Genomic DNA, 21,466 nt, shown 5'->3' on the forward strand with positions numbered 1-21,466 from the left:
CTGAGTGAGATCCGGTCGCTCTGGAACGGCAAGTTCGTTGTCAAGGGAGTGCAGACCGTCGAGGACGCACGCCGGCTGGCCGACTTCGGCGTCGATGCCATCCAGCTGTCGAACCACGGCGGCCGCCAGCTCGACCGCGCGCCCGTGCCGTTCAGGCTGTTGCCGGATGTCGTCCGTGAGGTCGGTAAGGACGTCGAGGTGCACGTCGACACCGGCATCATGTCGGGTGCCGACATCGTCGCCTCCGTCGCGCACGGCGCTCGCTACACGCAGGTCGGCCGCGCCTACCTCTACGGGCTCATGGCGGGAGGCCGCGCCGGCGTGAACCGCGCCCTGTCGATCCTTTCGGATGAAGTCGCGCGCGTGATGCGCCTCCTGGGCGTCGCATCCCTCGAGGAGCTCGGGCCCCAGCACGTCACGATGCTCGACGAACTCCACAAGCGCTGAAACTGGCAGCTGAGCGGAGGTCGGATTGGATTATCCACTTCGACGCCCGCTCAGCTGTAGTTTTCAGCGCCGGCTGCGGGGATGGGCGCCTATCCGTCCGTCACGATCGAGCGTGCCGCATTGAAGTCGGCGGCCGACTGCTCCGTGACATCGTGGTACAACAGGTCTCGCAGCACGGTCGGGTGAGCGGTAATCGCCGTAATGCCGGCCTCGACCAGATCGACGATGTCGTCGGGCGTGCGCACGGAAGCCGCGAAGACTTCGGTGTCCGACCGGCCGCAGACCCGCTGCATTCGCGCGATCGTGTCGATGTCGCCGAGCCCCGCATCCCGCATCCGCCCCAGGTAGGGAGCGATGTACCGGATGCCACTGGAGGCCGCTGCGAGCGCCTGGCCGGGCGTGTAGACGGCGGTCAGCAGCACGGGGATGCCTTCGCGAGCGAGGCGTGATCCGACGGCGAACCCAGCGGCCGTTGCAGCAACTTTGACAACGACGCGGTCGCTCAGCGCGAGCAGCTCGTGTGCGCGCCGCATGAGGTCCTGCTCGCTATCGCCCCAGGTCTGCAGGAACACCTCGCGGGCACCGGACTCGAGCAACGAGGCGGTCAGCTGAGGAATGTCGCGGGTCGTCAACCCGGCCCGCTCCAGGAGCGTCGGGTTGGTCGATACGCCGTGCACGAGCGAACCCTGCAACAGGGGGGTCACGGCGTCGAGTTCGGCCGAGTCGGCGTAGAGTCGAGGAAGGTGATCTGCCATCGCGTTCTCCAAAGTGTAGCGCCGGCCGAACCGGTAATGTAATTACAGATTTCATCGTAGCAATCAAAGATCGGAGCGGTCATGGGCGAAGCTGCCCCCGGCGCAGTGCTCGTTGTCGGATCCGTCACGGCCGACGTCACCACTTTTTCCTCGCGGTTACCGGAGCCGGGCGAGACGTTCCTGGGCGATGCCTTCACGCTCGTCCTCGGCGGCAAGGGGGCGAACCAGGCGGTCGCGGCGGGACGAGCCGGAGCCGAAGCACGCTTCGTCGGTTGTGTCGGCACCGACCTGTTCCAAGAGCTCGTGACAGGGGGTCTGCGGGATGCCGGGGTCGACATAACGCACCTGCGCGCGGTGGACGACCAAACCGGGATCGCGCACATCCGCGTCGACGCCGCGGGCGAGAACGACATCGTGATGGTGCCGCTGGCGAACGCGCACCTCTCGAAAGAGCAGATCGACACTGCCTTCGGGGACTTCGCTGCAACGAGCTCGGTCATGCTCTCGCAATTGGAGATTCCATTCACCCTGACCATGCACGCCATTCGCCGCGCTCAGGAGCACGGGCTGACCGTCGTTCTCGACCCGGCCCCAGCGCACGAACTCGACGATGAGATCTGGCCCCTGATCGACATCGTCACACCGAACGAGACGGAAGCGCGGTTGCTGACCGGCATTCCGGTCACCGATCGAGCCTCCGCCGTCCAGGCGGCCCAGTGGTTCCTCGACCGCGGCGTGAAGAACGCGCTCATTACGCTCGCGAGCGAAGGGAGTGTCCTCGTCACGACAGACGGCGAGGCGACGCACTTTCCGCCGCTGCGCGTTGACGTGGTCGACACGACAGCAGCCGGCGACGCGTTCGCGGGCTTCTTGGCAGCGAGCCTCGCATCCGGCAGCGATCTGCATGCTGCTATCGAACGCGCGAGTGCGGCAGGAGCTCTCGCGGTCACGAAGCGAGGCGCTTCACCGAGTCTGCCGATGCACGAAGAAGTCGAACGATTCCGGCAAGGCATCTGATGGCGACGCCGTGGTGGCAGGGCACCGAGCCGATCGACCGGTCGAGCGACCTGCCGTACTACGAGCAGATCAAGCGGGTGATCATCTCCTCCGCCGCCGCCGAACGGATAGCACCCGGCGAGCTACTGCCGGGAGAGCACGAACTCTGCAGAATCTTCGGCGTCTCGCGTACCGCGGTGCGACAAGCGCTCGGTGCCCTCGAATACGAGGGGTTCATCACCCGCGTGAAGGGGAAAGGGACCTTCCTCTCTGACATCAAGACGCGCGAGCGCCTCGCGAATCGCCTGATGGGGCTGTACGAAGACGTCTCCGAGCGCGGTGGCACCGTGACATCGCACGTGCTGCAGCGCGAGTACCTCCCAGCCGATGTCCGTGTTGCCGAAAAACTCGGCGTCGAACCCGACGAGGACGTACTCGTGCTCGAGCGGCTGCGTTTCGTCGACGGGATGCCGTGGTCGCTGTCGAAGACGTGGCTGCCACGCCATATCGCGGCGCTCGTCGAAGATGTTGATTTCGAGACCGGCTCGCTCTACCTCGCACTCGAGCAGCGTGGCGTTCGTGCGGTTCGCGGTAGGCGCATCCTGGAGGCGATTGTCACGGATGCGCGCGAAGGTGAACTCCTGGGTGTCGCAGAGGGGATGCCCGCGATGCGGCTGAACAGCATCACCCGCGCCTCCGACGGTTCGACGATCGAGTGCTTCGTGGCCGTGCATCGGGGCGATAAGAGCAGCTTCGTCTTCGATATGGACGACCCCGGCGACGGCGTCGGCATGCGTTTGACAACCGATACGGGCAACTAACGCTGTCGATTTCCGGTCGCAGACGTCGCTCGCGCGTCACGAAACACGGCGCTATTCGGGATCTGCACCGAAACGCGGCGTTTTCTGCCGCTTCTCGAGCACAACGCCGCTTTCCGTGACGCTCCGCCGCTACCGGCGACCGCTCGCTCAGCGACCGAGGCGCTCCACCGCCTCCCGGATGCGTGCACGAGCATCCGAAGCCGGCTCCGCGAGCGCCATTCGGGATGTCCCCGCAGGCACCCCCTGCAGCTCGAGCGCCACGCGCATCCGCTCCATATCGCCCCCAACCGCGCCAACCGCGAGATCAACATCCTCCTGCAATCGCGCAGGAGCGGCACCGCCCTCCGCGGCGGCCCTGAACGGCCCCGGCAGCACCGAGGAAACGCCCGATACGACTCCCTGCGCACCGTAGTTCGCAACTCGCAGGATGTCGGCGTCGGCTCCCGTGTAGATCACGAAGTCGTCGGGCACGAATTCGCGATACTCCTGCAGCAGTTCGAGCGGCTCTTCGCTCACCTTCGCGCCCACGAAATTGGAAAGGCGGGAAATCTCGGTCATCACATCGACGGAGACGAAGTTGCCGGCTCGCTTCCGATACACGTACACGAAGACTCGAAGCCCGTCGGCTGCCTCGTTCACGCTGCGGAAGAAGTCGACCAGCGCCGCATCCGTTACGGGCAAGTAATACGGCGTGATGACCGCGATCTCGGTGGCTCCCGCTTCACGAGCGCCTTCGATCAGCTGCTGCACTTCGAACAGACTCGGCGCGCCCACGTGCACGATGACGCGCATCCGCTCGCCCATGGTCTCGACTGCGAGCTTCGCCAGCTCGTTGCGTTCTGCGACGGTCAGAGCCGGGAACTCACCGGTCGTGCCGAGGACGAACGCGCCCTCATTGCCCGACTTCGCGACGAACTCGAAGATCGCGCGAGAGGCGTCGAGGTCGACGCTCCCGTCTGCGGTGAAGGCGGTCGGGATGGCGGTGATGACGGCGGGTGAGGTCACGGGGTGTTCTCCTTGTTGTCGGGTTCGGTGTCGCTGTCGGATATCTCCTGCAGCGGTGTTGTCTGCGTGATGACCGCCTTTGTGGCAGCATCGGTCGCGAGTTCGTCGGCGATCTTCTGCTCGAGGCCGCCTTTGCGACGTCTGAGCATGGGCACGATCAGCGAGAGTGCGGCGAGGGCGAGGAAGGCGAGAGCAACGGGGCTCCAAACCTCGAAGAAGCCGCGGCCCTGCTGCAGTACGAGGGTGCGGGCGAGGTTCTCCTCCGCGATCGGCCCGAGCAACAGACCCAACACGACGGGTCCGGCGGGGATGCCGACGCGCTTCAGTACGACACCGATCACGCCGGCGACGAGCATCGTAATGACCGTGAAGATACTGTTCGTCGTGGCGTAGGTGCCGAGCATGCAGAACAGCAGGATCGTCGGCCAGAGGAAGTGGTTCGGCGTATCGAGCAGCCTGACCATGCCGCGCAGGCGCACGAGGCTGGCGGCGAGCGAGAGGATCACCGCGATCACCATGATGGCGGCCATCGTGACGACGAGGTCGGGGCGCGACGTGAACAGCTGCGGGCCGGGGTTCAGCCCCCAGATCAGCATGGAGCCGATCATGACCGCCATCACCGAGTCTCCCGGGATGCCGAGCGCCATCGTCGTGGTCAGCGATCCGCCGAGCGTTGCGCTGGAAGCCGTATCCGCGGCGACGACTCCTTCGAGGTTGCCCTTGCCGAAACTCTTGGGGTTCTTCGAGATGCGGCGCGCGCGATCCCAGCCGATGAGCCCGGCGATGTCACCGCCGGCCGCTGGCACGAGGCCGGCGACAACGCCGACGCCGGACGACACCGCGAACGGCTTCAACGACTGCCGGTATTCGCGCTTCGTCGGCCACCATCGACCGAGAGCCGAGATCGGCTTCACTTTCTGCTGATGGTGCGTGAGCATCTGATCGAACAGCTCGGTGACTCCGAAGAGACCGATGATGACAGCGAGGAAGGAGACGCCCTCACTGCCGGCGAGCTCGGAGATACCGAAGGTGAATCGCTGATCCCCCGTAGCGGAGTACAGCCCGACCGATCCCAGCAGCAGGCCGATAACGCCAGCGATAAGTCCCTTCAGCACCGACTTCGAAGCGATGCCGATCATGACGGTCAGGCCGAAGACGACCAGTGCGAACAGTTCGGGAGAGCGGAAGTAATCGCGCGCGATGGTCGCGATCGGCACGGCTGCGGCGATGAAGACGACCATGCTCAGCAGCACCCCGGCCGCGGTCACGAATGCCGACATCGTCAGCGCGAGCCCGGCCTTGCCCTGTTTCGCCATCGGATAGCCGTCGAGCGTCGTCGCGATGGATGCGGGAGTGCCGGGCGTGTTGATCAGGATGCTCGGGATGCGGTCGCCGAAGTTGGCCGCGACGTAGATCGTCAGCAGCACGCAGAGCCCCGGCACCGGGTCCAGCGTGAGCGTGAAGCCCGATGCGAGAGCAACGGCCATGGTCGCGGTGATACCTGGGAACGCGCCGACGAGGAGACCGAGGCCGAGCCCCAGCAGCAGGCAGAGGAGCACTTCGACGGAGCCGAGTGCGGCGAACCCTTCGACGATGACGTTCATAGCGGGATCCTCAAGACGACGCTGAAGAGCAGATAGGCGAGCATCGCCATGGGCAGGGGGAAGAGCACGTAGGCCCTCCAGCTCCGCGCGCCGTAGATGGCGATGAGCGCGGCCAGGTAGATGGTAGCCGCGTACGGGAACAGCTCGATCCGGAATCCGAAGGCGACGACCGAGCCGATGTTCCACACGATGACGAACACGGCGGTCACGAGCAGTGTGGACGCCACCCGCAGATATCCAGCACGGCGCACAACGTCGAGGTCCTCACGGTCCGGCGCGGGACGTCCGATCGCGATACCCAATTGCGCAACGGAGAGCACGATGCCCGCAATCGATAGCGCCGTCGGCCAGAATCGCGCATCGATCTGCCCTGGCGATGCTTCGCTGCGCAGCGTGATCTGCGTCGACAGCACGAGCACGAGCACCATGACGACGAGCGAGAGCACGGCTGTTGCGATCTCCATCACCTTGTTCGGCGGCGGCGAGTCGGCGTCCTGGCCGACGACACCCGCGTCGGTATCGGCAACGCTCATTGATTGACTTCTTTCGGGTTAACGCACTGAGCACCGGGCACGAGTGAGGAGGGCCACACGGCCCTCCTCACGGCCGCCCGTTAGCCCAGCAACTCCTGGAAGAGGTCGAACTGCTCGGTCACGAAACTCGTGAACTCGGCGCTGTCTCGATAGATGACCAGGTTCCCGGCATTCTCTTGGAAGTCCTGGTAGGAGTCGGACTCCACCGCGTTCGCTACCGCTGTTTCGAGGATGTCGCGAACATCATCCGGGACGTCAGCGGTCGTGTAGATGCCACCCCAGCCGCCGAACTGGATGTCCTCGCCGATGGCCTCCTGGAAGGTCGGGACGTCGGGCAGTGAATCCAGCCGCTCGTCGTGCATGACCCCGAGGATTCGAACGGAGTCGCCCTGGGCGATCGCCTCTCCGCCGCCGGAGACGGCAGCGTCGGCTTCGCCAGAGGCCGCCGCGGCAACCGCCGTCGCTCCTCCGTCGTACGCGACGGGGGTGAAGTCCGTACCCGCGGCGTCGTTGATACCGAGCGCAGCGGCTTCCCAGATCGATCCGGCGCCGGAATTGGCGACGGTGACCGAGCCCTCCTGACCCGCTGCGATCAGATCCTCCAGGGTCTCGTACGGGCTATCGGCGCCGACCGAGATCACGCCGGGGGCGAGCATGATCTGGCCGATGAACGTGTAGTTCTCGGGCAGCACGTTCGCGTTCTGCGTCGTGTTGAGCATCGCGACCTCGACGGGCGCGAAGCCGATCGTGTACCCGTCCGGGTCTTGATCGCCCACGTACTCCATCGCGATCGCGCCGGATGCACCCGGCATGTTCTCGGGGATCACGCTCACGCCGAGCTCGTTCTCGAGTTCGGCCGCGAGCGCGCGACTGGAGAGGTCGGAGCCTCCTCCCGCATCCGCCTGAATGATCAGACGGAGGTCGTTCTCCGGAAAGCCGGCCTCTTCGTCTGCGACCGGGCTGCATCCGGCGAGGGCGAGCCCCGCGGCCGCGGCACCCGCCACTGCAATCGTCCATCGTCTTGTGCGCATTCTCGCAACTCCTTCGTTGTGGATGGTGGTCAGGGAAACGTTCTATACGGCGCTCGGCCCGGCGATGTCGGCATATGCGGCCCGCATGCGACCGAGCGAGCCGCGAATGTGGCTGTGCAGCAACTCGAGCGTGCGGTCGATGTCGCGAGCGCTGGCCGCTTCGAGCAGCAGCTCATGGTCGCGTAACGTCGGCGCAAGGTCGCCGTCCTGTGCGTTGGTGACGGCGAGCACCTCGGCGAACGTTGGCCGCTGCTGAGCCCAAATGCTTGAGAGGCGACGATACCCAGCGACCTCGTAGAACGCGGTGTGGAACTCGAGGTCGGCGCGCGCGAACTGCTCACGATCCCCGGATTCGTACCCGGCACGCATCCGATCGAGCTGCACTTTCACTACTGTCAGATCCGCATTGTCGATTTCGCAGCAGCGGCGCATGACCGTCGACTCGATGAGTTCTCGTACCAGGTAGAGCTCCTCGAGGTCATCGAGCGTGAGGCCCCGAACCGCCAGACCGCGGCCACGCGGCTCGACGAGCCCCTCTGTCTGCAGTCGGCGCAGTGCATCCCGGATGGGACCGCGACTGACATTGAACCTGGCTGAGAGCTTGGCTTCTACGAGGTGTGTTCCGACCGGGAGATCGCCGGCGATGATCGCACGGCGAAGACGAGCGACGACGTGCTCTCCCAGCACGGGGATGGGCTCGAGCGAGTCGAGTGAGTGCATCCAGTTGTGTTCGGGCATTCGACATCCTTGTCAGCCAACAGATTACGGTTAACCGTCAACCTAACACGCTGCAAGGCATTCAGCAATCGTTTTCTCGCTTCGTGGCGTCGCTCGTGAACGTCACGCTCACACTGAAGCGCCGAGGCGTCCAACTGCTTGCTTTCTGGGCGTATGTGCCCAAGTGCTTGATTTTTCGGGCTTGACACGACGAAGCAAGCAGTTCAGGACTCCTTGCGGAGGTCGAGCATGACCACGGCGGGGTACGCCCAGGGGAGGTCGCGACGGCTCGCAACCACGATGTAGCCTGTAATAACATCTCGACTCATACCGAAGGAGCGTCATGCCCGACTTCGCAACACCTCCGATCGCACCGTTCGCGATCCAGTTCGACGCCGATGCGGCTCGGCTCACGCCGGAAGGGCCGACGCTGGTGCGCCGAATGAGTGCTCTGGAGGGCCTCTTCGCCGATCACGATGCCTGGAAGGCCGCCGTCGCCGACGGCGATCCCGTTGTCTACAGCGTGCAGTCCTCCCCCGTCCCCGAGGTCGACCGCGAACTGCCGCAATCCATCACGACGATCGAGCCGGGCACGACCGCCGGCGAATTCTGGATGACCAAGGGCCACCAGCACCCTAACCACCAGGGCGAGATCTACCTCGCCCTCCACGGCACGGGCGGGCTGCTGATGTTCGACGGCGAGGAAACCGCCTGGCTCGACATGACACCCGGCACGATCGGATACATCCCCCCGGGCTGGGCGCACCGGTCTGTCAACGTCGGCGACGAGACGTACAAATTCCTCGCTGTGTATCCGGGCGGTGCCGGCCACGATTACGGCTGGGTGCTCGAGCACGGGATGGGCAACCGCGTCTTTAGCACCGCTGACGGCCACGAACTGCGCCCCTACACGGCACACGCGTAAGCTCAGCGCCATGCTGATCGCACACGACCTCGGAACAACCGGCAACAAGGCCTCCCTGCACGACGAGCAGGGGCGACTGCTGCGTGCCGTCACGGTCGAATACCCGGCGCACTTCGCGGACGGCGGCATCGCCGAGCAGGATCCGGACGACTGGTTCAACGCCGTCGTCGACGCCACCTCGAGGCTGCTGTCGGAGGCCGAAGTCGAGCGGGCATCCGTGCGAGGGATGGTCATCAGCGGGCAGATGATGGGCGCAGTCCTGCTCGACGAGGCGTGCCGGCCCGTCCGGCCGGCGATCATCTGGGCCGACACACGCGCCGGGCGGCAGGCCGCGCTGCTGAACGAGCGCCTCGGCGAGCTCGATGCGTACAGGCTGCACGGCCATCGCATCAATCCGACGTATTCACTCGCGAAAGTGATGTGGGTGCGCGACAACGAACCCGATACGTTCGCGAAAGTTCGCCACGTGTGCGTCGCGAAAGACTACGTTGTGCAACGCCTGACCGGGAGGCTCGCAACCGACCGCTCGGACGCATCCTCGACGAATGCCTACGATATCGGTCGCGGCGCATGGTCGGCGGAGACGCTGGCCGCCGCGGAGCTCGACCCCGGGCTGTTCCCCGAGATCGTCGAATCGATCGAGGTCGTGGGGTCGCTGACGCAGGATGCCGCATCCGCAACCGGGTTACCCTCGGCCACGCGAGTGGTCATGGGAGGCGGCGACGGACCCATTGCCGCGGTCGGAGCGGGTGTCGTCGCTCCTGAGGACGGCGCGTACATCGCGATGGGCACGTCATCATGGATCTCGTTCGCGTCGAGCGAGCCGGTACTCGACCCTTCGATGCGCACCTTCACGTTCGAGCACGTCGTGCCGGGGCTCTACGTGCCGACTGCCACGATGCAGGCTGCCGGCGCCTCCGTGGCGTGGATCAACGAGATCCTGTCGCCCGACCCCAGTGGCGCATCCCTGCGTGAGCTCGTCGAGCAGGCGAGCACCGAGGACACCGAAACGGGCGGACTGTTCTTCCTCCCGTATCTCCTCGGCGAGCGATCACCGAAGTGGAATACCGATGCGCGCGGTGCTTTCGTCGGCATCGGCCGGCATCACGAGCGGCAGCACATGATGCGCGCGGTGCTCGAGGGCGTTGCCTTCAATCTCGCCGAATGTCTCGACGCGTACGCCGACAACGGCTATGCGTTCGAGAGCATCGACGCGGTCGGCGGCGGTGCAGCGAGCGACGCTTGGTTGCGGATCATGGCCGATGTCTGGGGCGTGCAGGTGCGCCGTCGCAGCGTCGTCGGCGAAGCGAACAGCCTCGGCGCGGCCGTTGTCGGGCTGGTCGGGCTCGGCTTGGCCGACGACTTCTCCCCGGCGCGCGAGCTCTCCCGCGTTGTCGCCGCGTTCGAGCCCGACGCTGCAAGGCACGAACGCTACCGCGAGCGCCTCGAACGGTTCCGCGGCGCATACGATGCGCTCGAGCCCTGGATGAACGAGGAGGTTCGCTAGTGGCGGTGATCCTGGCGACGAGCCGCTCGTTCGGCGACGGCGACCGCGACCTCACGGCCGAGCTCACGGAGCAGGGCCACACGGTGCTGCGCGGTTCCTCCAGCCACGATCCGGCGGCTCTCGCCGACGCGCTTTCGAAGGCAGACGCCTGGGTCGCGGGCACGGGCCCCGTCACCGCCCGGCACATGGATGCGGCCCCCGGCCTGCGCGTGATCGCTCGCTACGGCGTCGGGTTCGAGTCCGTAGATGTTCAAGCGGCAGCCGAACGCAGCATCGCCGTCACGAACACTCCGGGCGCGAACTCGGATGCCGTCGCCGATCACGCCGTCGCGCTCATGCTGGCGGCGCTCAGGTCGGTCACCGCCGGCGATCGCGGCGTGCGCGTCGGGGACTGGAGTGTCATCCGCGGCCGCCAGCTCGGTGCCCAGCGCGTCGGCATCGTCGGCTTCGGCCGCATAGGTCGCGGTGTCGCGCAGCGGCTGAGCGGCTTCGGCAGCCCGGTGATCGCGTACGACCCGTTCCTCGACGACGATGCGTACGCGGCGGCCGGCGTCACAGGATCGACGCTTGCCGACATCGGCCGCACGAGCGACATCGTCTCGCTCCACGCGCCCGGCGGCACGACCATCATCGACGCCGGCTGGCTCGGCCGGCTCGAGCATCCCGTCACGCTCATCAACACGGCGCGGCCCGACCTCATCGATGAGCACGCGCTCGCGGCAGCGTTGCGGGACGGACGCGTTCGTGGCTTCGCGGCCGACACACTGCGCGGTGACACAGCGGCAAGCAATTCGCCCCTCCTGGCTGACGACCTCGCCGATCGGGTGACGGTGACCCCGCACTTCGGTGCGCAGACCGTTGAGGCGGTCGACGGAATGGGGTCGATCGCGGTCGAGAATGCTCTCGCCGTACTCGAAGGCCGCCGGCCGCCGAACCCCGTGCCGGGATCGCACCCCGTTTCCGTGCAATGAGCGTACCCATCAGACCAAAGGAGCGAACGTGAGCGACAAACTCGAACGAGTACAAAGCACGGGAGTTTTCGCCGTACTGCGGGCGCCGTCAGCACGGCACGCGATCGAGGCTTCGAGAGCACTCGTGCGCGGCGGCATCACCGGCCTCGAAGTGACGTATTCGACCCCCGACGCGGCCGCCGTGATCCGGGAACTAACCGGTGAGTTCGGCGATGCCGCCCACGTGGGGGCCGGTACGGTCACGTCCGAAAAGCAGGCCGAAGAAGCCGTTGCCGCAGGCGCGAGCTTCCTGGTTTCGCCTGGCACGCTACCGGCACTGACGCACTCGATGATCGACACCGGAGCCGTCGTCATGACCGGCGCAATGACACCGTCCGAAGTCATGACCGCTGTCGACGCGGGAACGCACGTCGTCAAGCTGTTCCCCGCCTCGCTCGGCGGCCCAGCGTTCCTGAAGGCGATGCGTGCGCCTTTCCCGGGCATCCCTTTCATGCCGACCGGGGGAGTCTCCGCGACGAATCTCGGCGAGTGGTTCTCGGCGGGTGCCGTCGCCGCGGGTGCGGGCGGCGACCTTGTGCCATCGGCTGCACTCGAGCAAGAAGACTGGGGTCGCATCGAGACCGTAGCGAGGCAGTTCGCTGCCGCGCTGAGTGAGGTACGAGCATGAGCGAGCGCATGGCGTTCATCGGCGTCACGACCGCTTCGTCGTCGATCATGAAGATCTTCCCGGCCTGGGCGGAGGAGCTCGGGCTGCCGACGCGAACACTCGAGGGCATCGATATCGCGCTCGATGCTCCTGACGCGGAGTTCAGGGCCGCCGTGCAGGGCATCAAGCAGGATGCCGAGCACCGCGGTGCGCTCGTCACAACGCACAAGATGTCGATGTATGCGGCGGCGCACGATCTGTTCGACGGCCTCGATGACTTCGCAGAAGCCTGCGGGGAGGTGTCGAGCATTTCCAAACGGGACGGCCGGCTGCTGGGTCATGCCAAAGATCCCATCACTGCGACAGCCGCCCTCGACGAACTGTTTCCGCGGAACGGCTTCGGCGGCTCACGAGAAGCGATCATCCTTGGTGCCGGCGGGGCGGGTCTCGCACTGAGCTGGGGACTCGCGGAACGCCCGGACCGCCCGCGGCGCATCGTCGTCACCGACACGAGCGAAGAGCGGCTGCAGCATCTGCTCGAGGTGCACGCCGAGCGCGGTACACCGCGAACCATGCTCGACGTGCGCGGTGTGGAGGACACCGCGGCCGTCCTCGCCGCGGCGCCGGACGGATCACTCGTCGTGAACGCCTCGGGGCTCGGCAAAGATCGCCCCGGCTCCCCGGTTCCGGCCGGAACGCTGTTCCCGCAGCGGTCCACGGTCTGGGAGTTCAACTACCGCGGCTCGCTCGAGTTCCTGCAGCAGGCGCGCGAGCAGGAGTCATCGCGCGAACTGCGTGTGTTCGACGGCTGGCGCTACTTCATCCACGGCTGGACGCAGGTGATCGGAGAGGTCTTCGATGTCGAGATGACTGGGGAGCGCGTCGACCGATTGGCTGAGATAGCGGAGGGGTTCCGGTAGCGATGCCTTCGCAGCCGCAGATCCCGCACGGGCACGCCAGAACCGTCCTCGGCGACGTGCCCGTGGCCGAGCTCGGCCGAGTCAACGCGCACGAACACGCCTTCCAGGTATCGCCGCTGCTGCCCGGCGACGAACTCGATGACGAAGAGAGCAGCGCCGAAGAGTTCGGCCTCCTGGCTGCAAGCGGCTTCGACGCCGTAATCGATGCGACACCCGTCGGCCTTGAGCGGCGGCCGTCCGCACTCGCCCGCATCGCGCTGGCGACAGGGCTGCACATCGTCGCGACGACTGGCATGCACCGGGATGCGCACTACGGTGCCGAGCATCCCCTCGCGCAGTTGGACACCGGGGCCCGCGGCGACCTGTTCACCGCTGACATCGAGACCGGGATGCGCGCGCACGACATCCACGGCGACCGCACCAAGGTGCGCGCCGGTCTGGCGAAGGTCGGTATCGACTACTGGCGGATCTCACCGTCCGAATCGACAACGATAGAAGGCATCGCGGTCGCGCACGAGCGCACCGGCGTGCCCGTCATGGTGCACCTGGAGTTCTGCACGGCCGCGCACGAGGTGCTCGACCGCTTCGCGTCGCTCGGGGTGGCGAGCTCGCGCATCCTGCTCGCGCACGCTGATCGCGACCCCGACCCCGGACTCCATCGCGATCTCATGGCACGTGGCGCGTATCTCGGCTACGACGGCATGGCTAGGCCGCGAACTCGCAGCGACGCCGAATTGCTCGACCTGACCGAACGCGTTGTCGCAGCGGGTTCGAACCGTGTGCTGCTCGGCGGCGATGTCGCTCGTTCGAGTCGCTACGTCGCCTACGGGGGGATGCCGGGGCTGCAGTATCTCGGGGAGCGCTACCTGCCCAGGCTTCGCGAGCGGATCGGCGAGGATGCCGTGCGCACGATGCTCGTCGGCAATCCGGCCGCGTTCCTCGGGGGCGAGTAGACCGCCATCTCGAAATTCCGGTGCTTCGAATCACTCAGAAGACGCGCTTTTCCCGAGTGACTGACCGATTGTCAGTCGCTCGTGCACATCTGACAGTTCTCACGTTCTCCGGGCTTGAACATCGTCTCAACGAGTAAGGGCCCCGGCCGAAGCCGGGGCCCTCCTCAGATCAACCGATACCGATCACTCGTAGATCATCTGGCGGATGTCCTCGTCGTCGATGTTGTCGGCGTCGTACCAGAACGAGCCGGTGTCGGTGAACTCCGGCAGCTCCTCGCCCTCGATGAGCGCGATCGCGTTGCGGATCGTGAGACGGCCGATCTCCATCGGGTCCTGCGTCACTGCGCCGAGCATCGAACCGTCCTGGATCGCCTCGATCTGCGCCGAGCCGGAGTCGAAGCCGACCACGGCGATCTCACCGGGATCGATGCCGAGCTCGCTGATCGCGTTCACGATACCGATCGCCGAACCCTCGTTCGTGCCGTAGAGGCCGTCCAGGTCGGGGTTCGCGTTGATCATCGCACGTGCGATGTCGGCCGACTCGATGTGGTCGCCGTCACCGTACTGCACATCCACGATCTCGATGTCGGGGTGGTTCTCCTCCATGTAATCGATGAATCCGTCGCGACGCTCGATGCTGGTCGAGTTGATCTGGCTGTGCGCAACGACACCGATCGTGCCTTCGCCGCCGAGCTCTTCCGCCATGTTCTCAGCAGCCAGCGCTCCAGCTGCGACCCCGTCCGTGGCCGCGAGGTAGTTGCCGTATTCACTGTTGCAGGCCGCATCGAACTGAACGATCGGGATGTCCATGGCCTCTGCCTGGTCGAACAGCGGCAGGCACGCCTCCGGGTCGAGCGCCGCGTAGCCGATTGCATCGGGGCCGCTGTCGATCGCGGTCTGCAGCATCTGCAGCTGGTTGTCGACCTGCGTCTCCGACGCCGGGCCGTCGAAGTCCATCGTGACGCCCTGTGCGTCCGCTTCTTCTTGTGCTCCGGCCTGCACTGCCTGCCAGAACTGGTGCTGGAAGCCCTTCGAGACGAGGATGATGTGGTAGCCGCCATCGCCGCCACCGTTGTCACCATTGTCGCCGTTGTCTCCGCCGCCGTCGCCGTTCGCGCATCCGGCGAGCGCGAGGGCCGCTGCTGACAGCCCTGCAAGCAGGACCGTCGCCTTTCTCTTTCTCATTGCAACTCCATTGTCTCTTGCCGATGTTCGGCGATGTGGTGCCCTCACTCGTGTTTTCCGCTCGGGGCACGTCGAGCGAAAGCTATGTTGACTTGCTCCTGTTGCGTAGGCTGTCGACCCAGACGGCCAGCGCGATGACGATGCCGGATGCAACGAACTGCCACTCCGACTGCACGCCCATGATGCGCAGACCGTTGATGAGCGTGCTCATGATGAGCGCACCGATGAGCGTCCCGACGATGGATGCCCGGCCTCCCATCAGCGACGTTCCACCGATGATCACGGCCGCGATCGCCTGCAGCTCGAGCCCTACGCCCATCTGCGGCTGGGCCGACACGAGACGCGAAGCCATGACGATTCCGGCAACCGCGGTGAACATCCCCGCGAAGGTGTAGATCATGACGAGCCAGCGCTTGGTCGGGATGCCCGAGAGGCGCGTCGCCTCCACGTTCGATCCGATCGCTAGCGTTATGCGGCCGAACTTGGTTCTTGCCAGAACGAACGCCGAGATCGCGACGAGCACGAACATGATCAGCACACCGTTCGGCAGCCCCGGAATCAGATTGCCGAGCGCGATTTGGCTGAACCACGGGGTGTCACGGAAGTAGATTGGAGCGACGTCCGAGAGGATCAGCGCAAGCCCCTGCGCGACCATCATCATCGCAAGCGTCGCGATGAACGGCGGTATCCGCAGGAATGCGACGTTGAAACCGTTGATGAACCCCATGAGTGCTCCAGCGCCGACACCGATGATCAGAGCGAGCCACATGGGTAGGCCGACGTTCACACCGAACACTCCGACGACCACGGCAGCAAACGTCGATCCGGTACCGATCGAGAGGTCGATGCCGCCCGTCGCGATCACGAACGTGGTGCCGAGAGCCATGATGCCGATACCCGCCGTCGCGAGCAGGATGCCCGAGATGTTCGACCAACCGTAGAACGCGGGATTCATGAACGAGAAGAAGGCGAACAGCATGACAAGGGTGCCGACCGCGAGCCCCTGCTGAATCCAGGACTTCCAATTCCACCCGCTACCGGGGGTTCCCGGCGCCGTTTCGGTCTTTGCCTCGCTCATAGCGTCAGTTCTCCTTCTTCGGCGATCTGCGTCGCGTAATCCATGATGCGGTTCTGCGTTGCATCGGCGTTCAGCAACTCGCCTCGTATCTCGCCGCTTGCCATGACCACGATGCGGTCTGCGATGCGCAGGAGTTCGGGAAGCTCGCTGGAGATCACGATGATCGACTTGCCCTCCGCGGCAAGCCCTTCGAGCAGAGAGTAGATCTCCTCTTTCGCGCCGACGTCGATGCCTCTCGTGGGCTCGTCGACGATCAGGATGTCGGTGTCGCGCACAAGCCATTTGGCCAGTACGACCTTCTGCTGGTTTCCGCCGGAAAGCAACTTCACCATCTGCTGGGTGGAGGGAGTCTTGGTCTTGAGATCGTTCACGTAGTCGCCCGCGACTCGCTTCGACTTGCCGTCCTGCATGATGCCGAAGCGGTTGAACTTGTCGAGGCTCGCGAGCACCGTGTTCGCAGCGACGCTCTGCTCGAGCAACAGCCCGATGCCCTTGCGATCCTCGGACAGGTATCCGATGCCGTGCTTCACGGCATCCGAGGGTTGCTTGATCTTCACGGGTTTCCCGTGAATTTCCACTGAGCCTGCGCTCTTGGAGTCTGCTCCGATAAGGGCCCTGGCAGTCTCGGTGCGTCCTGCTCCCATCAGCCCCGCGAATCCGAGGATCTCACCCTTCTTGAGCTCGAATTCGACGTCCTTCAGGAGCGACTTCGTCGAAAGCCCCTTGACGCGCAGGATGGTCTCCGCGTCGGAGAAGTCGCGCTCGGGCGGCCGCACGTCCGATTTGATCTGCCGACCGACCATCATCTCGATGATCGTCGGAACATCGATCTCCTCACGGTCCAACTGGCCGATGTACTGTCCGTCGCGCAGCACGACGACGCGGTCGGCAAGGCGTTTGAGCTCTTCCATACGGTGGGAGATGTAGACGACGCCCGTGCCCTTCTCGCGCAGATTCTCGATCAGCTCGAAGAGCGTTTCGACCTCGGTGTCGGTCAGGGCGCTCGTCGGCTCGTCCATGATCAGGACGCGCGCGTCATAGGAGAGCGCTTTCGCGATTTCGACCATTTGCTGGCCGGCGACCGTCATATCGCCGACTCGCTGTTTGGGGTTCACGTTGATACCGAGTCGGGTGAGCAGCTCAGACGTCTGACGATTGAGCTTGCCCTCCTGAATTACTCCGAGCACGCGCGGTTCGCGTCCGATGAAGATGTTCTGCGCGACGGTGAGGTCGGGCATGAGGTTCATCTCCTGGTGGATGATGCTGATGCCGAGGGACTGCGCGACCGCGGGGGTCGGGATCTCGACCTCGCGGCCATCCACCCTGATCGTGCCTTCGTCACGCTGGTAGATGCCGGAGAGGATCTTCATGAGCGTCGACTTGCCGGCACCGTTCTCACCGACCAGCACCAGAACTTCGCCGCCACCGAGCGTGAATTCGACGTTCTGCAACGCCTTAACGCCCGGAAAGCTCTTGCTGATTCCGGTTAGCTCCAGGAGTGGATTCGTCACAACTACCTCTTCATCGAGAAAAACCCGTGTAAACATCCGACCATTACTCGGCCAAAAGTGCAAGTCGACTGAGTTGTCACTACAGGTTACGTCCATTCGTTTCGCAATGCACACCCGCTGGATAACAACCGGACAACGATTTATGCCGTCCGATCGCTACCTTGCTGCTGCACACGAGAATCGTCCGATGCTTACTAGAGCGCCACGTCGCCGATCAGGTGCACGTCGATGCCCATGCCGGCGAACGCCGCCGCCTTCGCCGCGAGCGCGCGGTCGGCTGCTGCAGCATCGGGAGCGTAAGCGACCTGCACGTGGTTCGACTTGTGCCGAGCCATGAGCTGATCGCGCGTGACGCCGTGCAGAACGGCGTGCATGATCGGCCACTGCTTGTCGGTTGCCTCGAGCCGGCGCCGGGTCTCTTCCTCGGGGAGATCCGCAACGTGCGCGCGGCCGATATCGGCGTGCAGCGCGCCGTCCATGACGAAGACGCGCGAAATGACGATCTCGCCCGGCTTCGAGACACCCGCGAGCGTGCCTCCTCCCTTCGGGAAGAACCAGGGCACCTGCCGCATCGAGTACGACTTGTCGTACCCGCCGTGGTGGCTGGCGGGCACGGCGCCGGAGATCTCGAAGACCCACACGAAATCGCCGTCGTACTCCTCCCCCCAGCGGATGTCGTGCAGGGTGTTCGCGGGGTCGAAGCCCATCGCCTTCCAGACACGGTTCGTCACCAGCGCATCCACGGCGACGCCCTCGTCCACCTCGTTGAAGTGCGGCATCGCCTCACCTGCGAACAGCTCGCGGCTGCCGTCGCGCGAGAACACCGCGGGCCGTTCGACGTTGTTCAGCAGCCCCTCCGCAAGATCGGATGCCGCGCACTGATCTTTGAGGCCCTGCTGGTACTGGATACCGACGGCGTCGAGACCGTAGTCATCGGCGATTCGCAGCGCTGCGATGTACATCGCCATCTGCTCGAGCACCTGCGGCCTGGTGAGGTCGTTGGCGTCGTCCTCGCCCCAGTGGAAGACCATCCCCCTGTTCTCGAGCCACTGCAGCGCCGTTTCACGCTCGTCCTCGGAGACCTTCGCCATCTCCGCCAGCAGTGCGCTCTGCGAGAGCCGCTCCTTGTAGATGCCGGTCGCGTTCAGCATCTCGTCGTCGATGATCGCGTTGTACATGCCCATGCAGCCCTCGTCGAACACGCCGATGATGGCCTGCTCGTCGCTGAGCTGCCGCGCGATCGCATGACCGAGCCGGGTCTCTTCGGTTTCCTGCAGCGTCGGCAGGTCGCGCACGTGCGAGGTGTCGTGCTCGATGCGGCCGGTGGAAAGCCACTCGTCGAGCTTCGACAGCGCCCACTCGTCCGTGAGATCCCGGCTCCAGAGCGTCGAATGCGGGATGCCCGCCTTCGTCAGGCTCGCCGTCATGTTCAGCATGCCGACGAGGCCGGGGAACTGCCCTTCCCAGTTCGCGATGAGCAGCACGGGCCCACGATGCTTGCGCAGCCCCGCGATGACGTGGTGGCTGTACTGCCAGACGGCATCGACGATCACGACGGGAGCGTCCTTCGGCACGCGCTTGAACACCTCGATGCCGCGGCGCTGCGTATCGATGAAGCCGTGCCCGGTTGCAGGGTTCACGTCGTGAGCGCGCTGGACACTCCACCCGCGCTCGCCCAGCACCTCCTCAACGCGAGATTCGAACTGCTGCTGCATCGGCCATCCGGCCTCGTTGGCCGACAGACGCAGGTCTCCCGACGCAACGGTGTAGATCGTGCGTTCGGCGGCCTGCGGCTCCTGATACGACTTGGGGAATTGATACGTGGTCACGCTTCACTCCTTCTCTGTTGCTCGCGCTGCGAGCCAGTGCATAGTGGTCTTCGTCGCCGGGTACAGCTCGAGGTAGCGCTCGAACAACTCGCTGTATTCGGCGTGGGCAGCAGGGTTCGGCCGCACGACTTCGGCAGGAGGATTCCATTGCCGGATGTCCGGCTCGGCGACGAGGCCGGCGGCCAGGAACGCCGCGCCGAAGCTCGCGCCAAGCGTCACGGAGTTCACGACCTGATCCATGCCGGTGACGTCGGAGACGATCTGCGTCCAGAGCCCTCCCGTCGTTCCGCCGCCGACGGCGACGACCCGGGTGATTTCCGTGCCGGATGCCCGCATCGCCGCGATGTTGTGGCGCACGCCGAACGCGGTTGCCTCCAGCGCTGCGCGATAGAGGTCGCCGCGCGTGGTACTCAGCGTGAGGCCCACTATCGTGCCTCGCGCATCCGGATCCTGCACCGGTGTGCGCTCGCCCGCGAAGTACGGCAGCATGAGCAGCCCGCGAGCCCCGGGTCCGCTCTCGGCAGCCTCCAACGTGAGCTCGGTGTAGCCGGCGCCGCCGGTGAGATCACGGATCCAGGAGGTGATCGACCCGCTCGTCGCCATGCCGCCCGCAAGCGAATACGTGCCGTGTTCGACGCCTCGGGTCGTCCACATGCCGTCGGCCGGGGCGCGCCTATTGCTCGTCGTGATCAGGAACATCGTGGTGCCGTACATGAGCATGAGATCGCCGGGCTCGGTAGCACCCGCGCTGACCGCTTCGTTCCAGGCGTCGATCGTGCCGGTGATGACCGGGATTCCCTCCCGCAGGCCGGTCTCATGAGCGGCTCGCGCCGTGATCGTGCCAGCGCGTTCGGAGGGGAACTTGAGTTCCGGCTGCTCGATCCCCGGTGCGATGCGCTGCCAGTGCTCGTCGTGCCAACGCTGCTCTTCTATGTCGTAGAGCGGCCAGCTCTGACTCGCAGAGTGGTGGTCGAGAACGTACTCGCCCGTGAGCCGGAGGGCGAGATAGGAGGCGGGCATCAGGAAGCGGGATGCCCGAGCGTACGCCTGCGGCTCACGATCGCGGATCCACTGAATTTTCGGCCCGGCCGCCTGGGACGTCAGCGGAGTGCCGCCGACACGGACGATCTCCTCTTCGCCGAGATCCCGGTTCAGGGCTTCGATCTGCCGACCGGCGCGGCTGTCGACGCCGTACAGGATCGCGCGCCGCACCGGCTCGCCATCGGAGTCTGCGAGCAACACGCAGGGGCCCATCCCGCTCACGCCTACTGCCACGATCGAGGCCGCGGCCTCCGCTGCGGCCTCGCCGAGTTCGTGTGCGATCGAGATGAACTCCTGCCACCACACCCCGGCGTCGTGCTCGAAGTGACCGGGGCGCGGGTTGTCGACGGTGTGCTCCCGCACGGTCTGCGCGATGAGTGTTCCATCGAGCCCGGTGAGCACGCCCTTCGTACTCGACGTGCCGACATCGACGCCGATCGTTGCGTGGTGAGCTGCCTCGAGCATGGAACCTCCTCGTTAGCGCAAGGTTGTCAGAAAACGATTTCTGGTGCAACCCATTATCTACGCCAACTGCACCGTAAGTCCCTGCCCATCCACGATTCGGCTCCACTGGACCCGAATCCTCACGCAACCCATGCCGACTGCAACTGCACCGCAAGGTCCCTGTCTTTCCACGATTCCGGTCCGCAGGACCCGAATCCTCGTGCAACCCACTTCTATGCCAACTGCATCGTAAGCTCCCTGCCTTTCCACGATTCTGGTCCGCAGGACCCGAATCCTCGTGCAACCCACTTCTATGCCAACTGCATCGTAAGCTCCCTGCCTTTCCACGATTCTGGTCCGCAGGACCCGAATCCTCACGCACCCCACTTCTATGCCAACTGCATCGTAAGGTCCCTGCCCATCCACGATTCCGGCCCACTGGTGCGCTGGAGCTTCGAAGCGGCGATCCTTTCGGATCGCCGTCGCGACGCCAGCGCTCGCGGCCTCCGCGACGCGAGCTACCTCATCCGGAGCCGTCCCTGCCATC

General features: G+C 65.3%; 20 protein-coding genes. 9 read left to right on the forward strand and 11 right to left on the reverse strand.

Going from position 1 to position 21,466, the window contains the following annotated elements; genetic code table 11:
• On the forward strand, nt 1-447 hold a 447-nt coding region (locus Q0O95_RS07600; protein WP_293696997.1), incomplete at its 5' end, for an alpha-hydroxy acid oxidase.
• Between the two features lie 89 nt (nt 448-536).
• On the opposite strand, the gene Q0O95_RS07605 is transcribed toward Q0O95_RS07600, so the two are convergent.
• Nucleotides 537-1,202, reverse strand: coding sequence for a transaldolase family protein (locus Q0O95_RS07605; RefSeq protein WP_293697000.1), 666 nt, complete (start codon nt 1,200-1,202; stop codon nt 537-539).
• A gap of 81 nt (nt 1,203-1,283) precedes the next feature.
• On the opposite strand from Q0O95_RS07605, the gene rbsK reads away from it, so the two are divergent.
• The gene (gene rbsK, locus Q0O95_RS07610; RefSeq protein ID WP_293697003.1) at nt 1,284-2,219 is read left to right on the forward strand and encodes a ribokinase; all 936 of its coding nucleotides are present in this window, start codon (nt 1,284-1,286) and stop codon (nt 2,217-2,219) included.
• Nucleotides 2,219-3,019 carry a GntR family transcriptional regulator gene (locus Q0O95_RS07615; RefSeq protein ID WP_293697006.1) on the forward strand — a complete coding sequence of 267 codons (801 nt, stop codon included), beginning with the start codon at nt 2,219-2,221 and terminating at the stop codon, nt 3,017-3,019. Before rbsK ends, Q0O95_RS07615 begins: the two co-directional genes overlap by 1 nt.
• 147 nt (nt 3,020-3,166) lie before the next feature.
• Here Q0O95_RS07615 and Q0O95_RS07620 read toward each other — a convergent pair whose 3' ends face one another.
• From Q0O95_RS07620 to Q0O95_RS07640, 5 genes are all read right to left on the reverse strand, one after another.
• Nucleotides 3,167-4,024: a dihydrodipicolinate synthase family protein gene (locus tag Q0O95_RS07620; protein ID WP_293697009.1), complete on the reverse strand. Its 858-nt coding sequence runs from the start codon at nt 4,022-4,024 to the stop codon at nt 3,167-3,169.
• Nucleotides 4,021-5,628, reverse strand: a complete 1,608-nt coding sequence (locus Q0O95_RS07625; RefSeq protein WP_293697012.1) for a tripartite tricarboxylate transporter permease — start codon at nt 5,626-5,628, stop codon at nt 4,021-4,023. The genes Q0O95_RS07620 and Q0O95_RS07625 overlap by 4 nt, the downstream gene beginning before the upstream one ends.
• Nucleotides 5,625-6,161, reverse strand: coding sequence for a tripartite tricarboxylate transporter TctB family protein (locus tag Q0O95_RS07630; protein ID WP_293697015.1), 537 nt, complete (start codon nt 6,159-6,161; stop codon nt 5,625-5,627). The genes Q0O95_RS07625 and Q0O95_RS07630 overlap by 4 nt, the downstream gene beginning before the upstream one ends.
• 80 nt (nt 6,162-6,241) lie before the next feature.
• The gene (locus Q0O95_RS07635; RefSeq protein WP_293697018.1) at nt 6,242-7,192 is read right to left on the reverse strand and encodes a tripartite tricarboxylate transporter substrate binding protein; all 951 of its coding nucleotides are present in this window, start codon (nt 7,190-7,192) and stop codon (nt 6,242-6,244) included.
• Nucleotides 7,193-7,234: 42 nt separating this feature from the next.
• Complete coding sequence (locus Q0O95_RS07640; RefSeq protein ID WP_293697021.1) at nt 7,235-7,930, reverse strand: GntR family transcriptional regulator; 696 nt, start codon at nt 7,928-7,930, stop codon at nt 7,235-7,237.
• A 322-nt stretch (nt 7,931-8,252) separates the two neighbouring features.
• Between Q0O95_RS07640 and Q0O95_RS07645 the strand changes: the two genes are divergently transcribed.
• The 6 genes from Q0O95_RS07645 to Q0O95_RS07670 are packed head-to-tail and all read left to right on the forward strand — an operon-like array spanning nt 8,253 to nt 13,831.
• Nucleotides 8,253-8,834 carry a glucose-6-phosphate isomerase family protein gene (locus Q0O95_RS07645; RefSeq protein ID WP_293697024.1) on the forward strand — a complete coding sequence of 194 codons (582 nt, stop codon included), beginning with the start codon at nt 8,253-8,255 and terminating at the stop codon, nt 8,832-8,834.
• Nucleotides 8,835-8,844: 10 nt separating this feature from the next.
• The gene (xylB, locus tag Q0O95_RS07650; protein WP_293697027.1) at nt 8,845-10,341 is read left to right on the forward strand and encodes a xylulokinase; all 1,497 of its coding nucleotides are present in this window, start codon (nt 8,845-8,847) and stop codon (nt 10,339-10,341) included.
• Nucleotides 10,341-11,312 carry an NAD(P)-dependent oxidoreductase gene (locus Q0O95_RS07655; protein WP_293697030.1) on the forward strand — a complete coding sequence of 324 codons (972 nt, stop codon included), beginning with the start codon at nt 10,341-10,343 and terminating at the stop codon, nt 11,310-11,312. The genes xylB and Q0O95_RS07655 overlap by 1 nt, the downstream gene beginning before the upstream one ends.
• 28 nt (nt 11,313-11,340) lie before the next feature.
• Nucleotides 11,341-11,979: a bifunctional 4-hydroxy-2-oxoglutarate aldolase/2-dehydro-3-deoxy-phosphogluconate aldolase gene (locus tag Q0O95_RS07660; protein WP_293697033.1), complete on the forward strand. Its 639-nt coding sequence runs from the start codon at nt 11,341-11,343 to the stop codon at nt 11,977-11,979.
• The gene (locus Q0O95_RS07665) at nt 11,976-12,878 is read left to right on the forward strand and encodes a shikimate dehydrogenase (RefSeq protein ID WP_293697036.1); all 903 of its coding nucleotides are present in this window, start codon (nt 11,976-11,978) and stop codon (nt 12,876-12,878) included. The genes Q0O95_RS07660 and Q0O95_RS07665 overlap by 4 nt, the downstream gene beginning before the upstream one ends.
• A 2-nt stretch (nt 12,879-12,880) precedes the next feature.
• Nucleotides 12,881-13,831 (forward strand): aryldialkylphosphatase, encoded by a 951-nt coding sequence (locus tag Q0O95_RS07670; protein ID WP_293697039.1) that lies wholly within the window; start codon nt 12,881-12,883, stop codon nt 13,829-13,831.
• Between the two features lie 183 nt (nt 13,832-14,014).
• Here Q0O95_RS07670 and Q0O95_RS07675 read toward each other — a convergent pair whose 3' ends face one another.
• The 5 genes from Q0O95_RS07675 to Q0O95_RS07695 all read right to left on the reverse strand — a co-directional run bounded on the left by Q0O95_RS07675 (nt 14,015) and on the right by Q0O95_RS07695 (nt 20,940).
• A complete protein-coding gene (locus Q0O95_RS07675) occupies nt 14,015-15,016 on the reverse strand; it encodes an ABC transporter substrate-binding protein (RefSeq protein WP_293697041.1) in 1,002 nt (333 codons plus the stop codon).
• Nucleotides 15,017-15,098: 82 nt separating this feature from the next.
• Nucleotides 15,099-16,094 (reverse strand): ABC transporter permease, encoded by a 996-nt coding sequence (locus Q0O95_RS07680; protein ID WP_293697043.1) that lies wholly within the window; start codon nt 16,092-16,094, stop codon nt 15,099-15,101.
• A complete protein-coding gene (locus Q0O95_RS07685; RefSeq protein WP_293697045.1) occupies nt 16,091-17,605 on the reverse strand; it encodes a sugar ABC transporter ATP-binding protein in 1,515 nt (504 codons plus the stop codon). The genes Q0O95_RS07680 and Q0O95_RS07685 overlap by 4 nt, the downstream gene beginning before the upstream one ends.
• A 194-nt stretch (nt 17,606-17,799) precedes the next feature.
• Nucleotides 17,800-19,434: a fucose isomerase gene (locus tag Q0O95_RS07690; protein ID WP_293697047.1), complete on the reverse strand. Its 1,635-nt coding sequence runs from the start codon at nt 19,432-19,434 to the stop codon at nt 17,800-17,802.
• A gap of 3 nt (nt 19,435-19,437) precedes the next feature.
• The gene (locus tag Q0O95_RS07695) at nt 19,438-20,940 is read right to left on the reverse strand and encodes an FGGY-family carbohydrate kinase (protein WP_293697049.1); all 1,503 of its coding nucleotides are present in this window, start codon (nt 20,938-20,940) and stop codon (nt 19,438-19,440) included.
• Nucleotides 20,941-21,466 lie beyond the last annotated feature (526 nt).

This window comes from uncultured Agrococcus sp. (assembly GCF_945915485.1).
Taxonomy (GTDB): Bacteria; Actinomycetota; Actinomycetes; order Actinomycetales; family Microbacteriaceae; genus Agrococcus.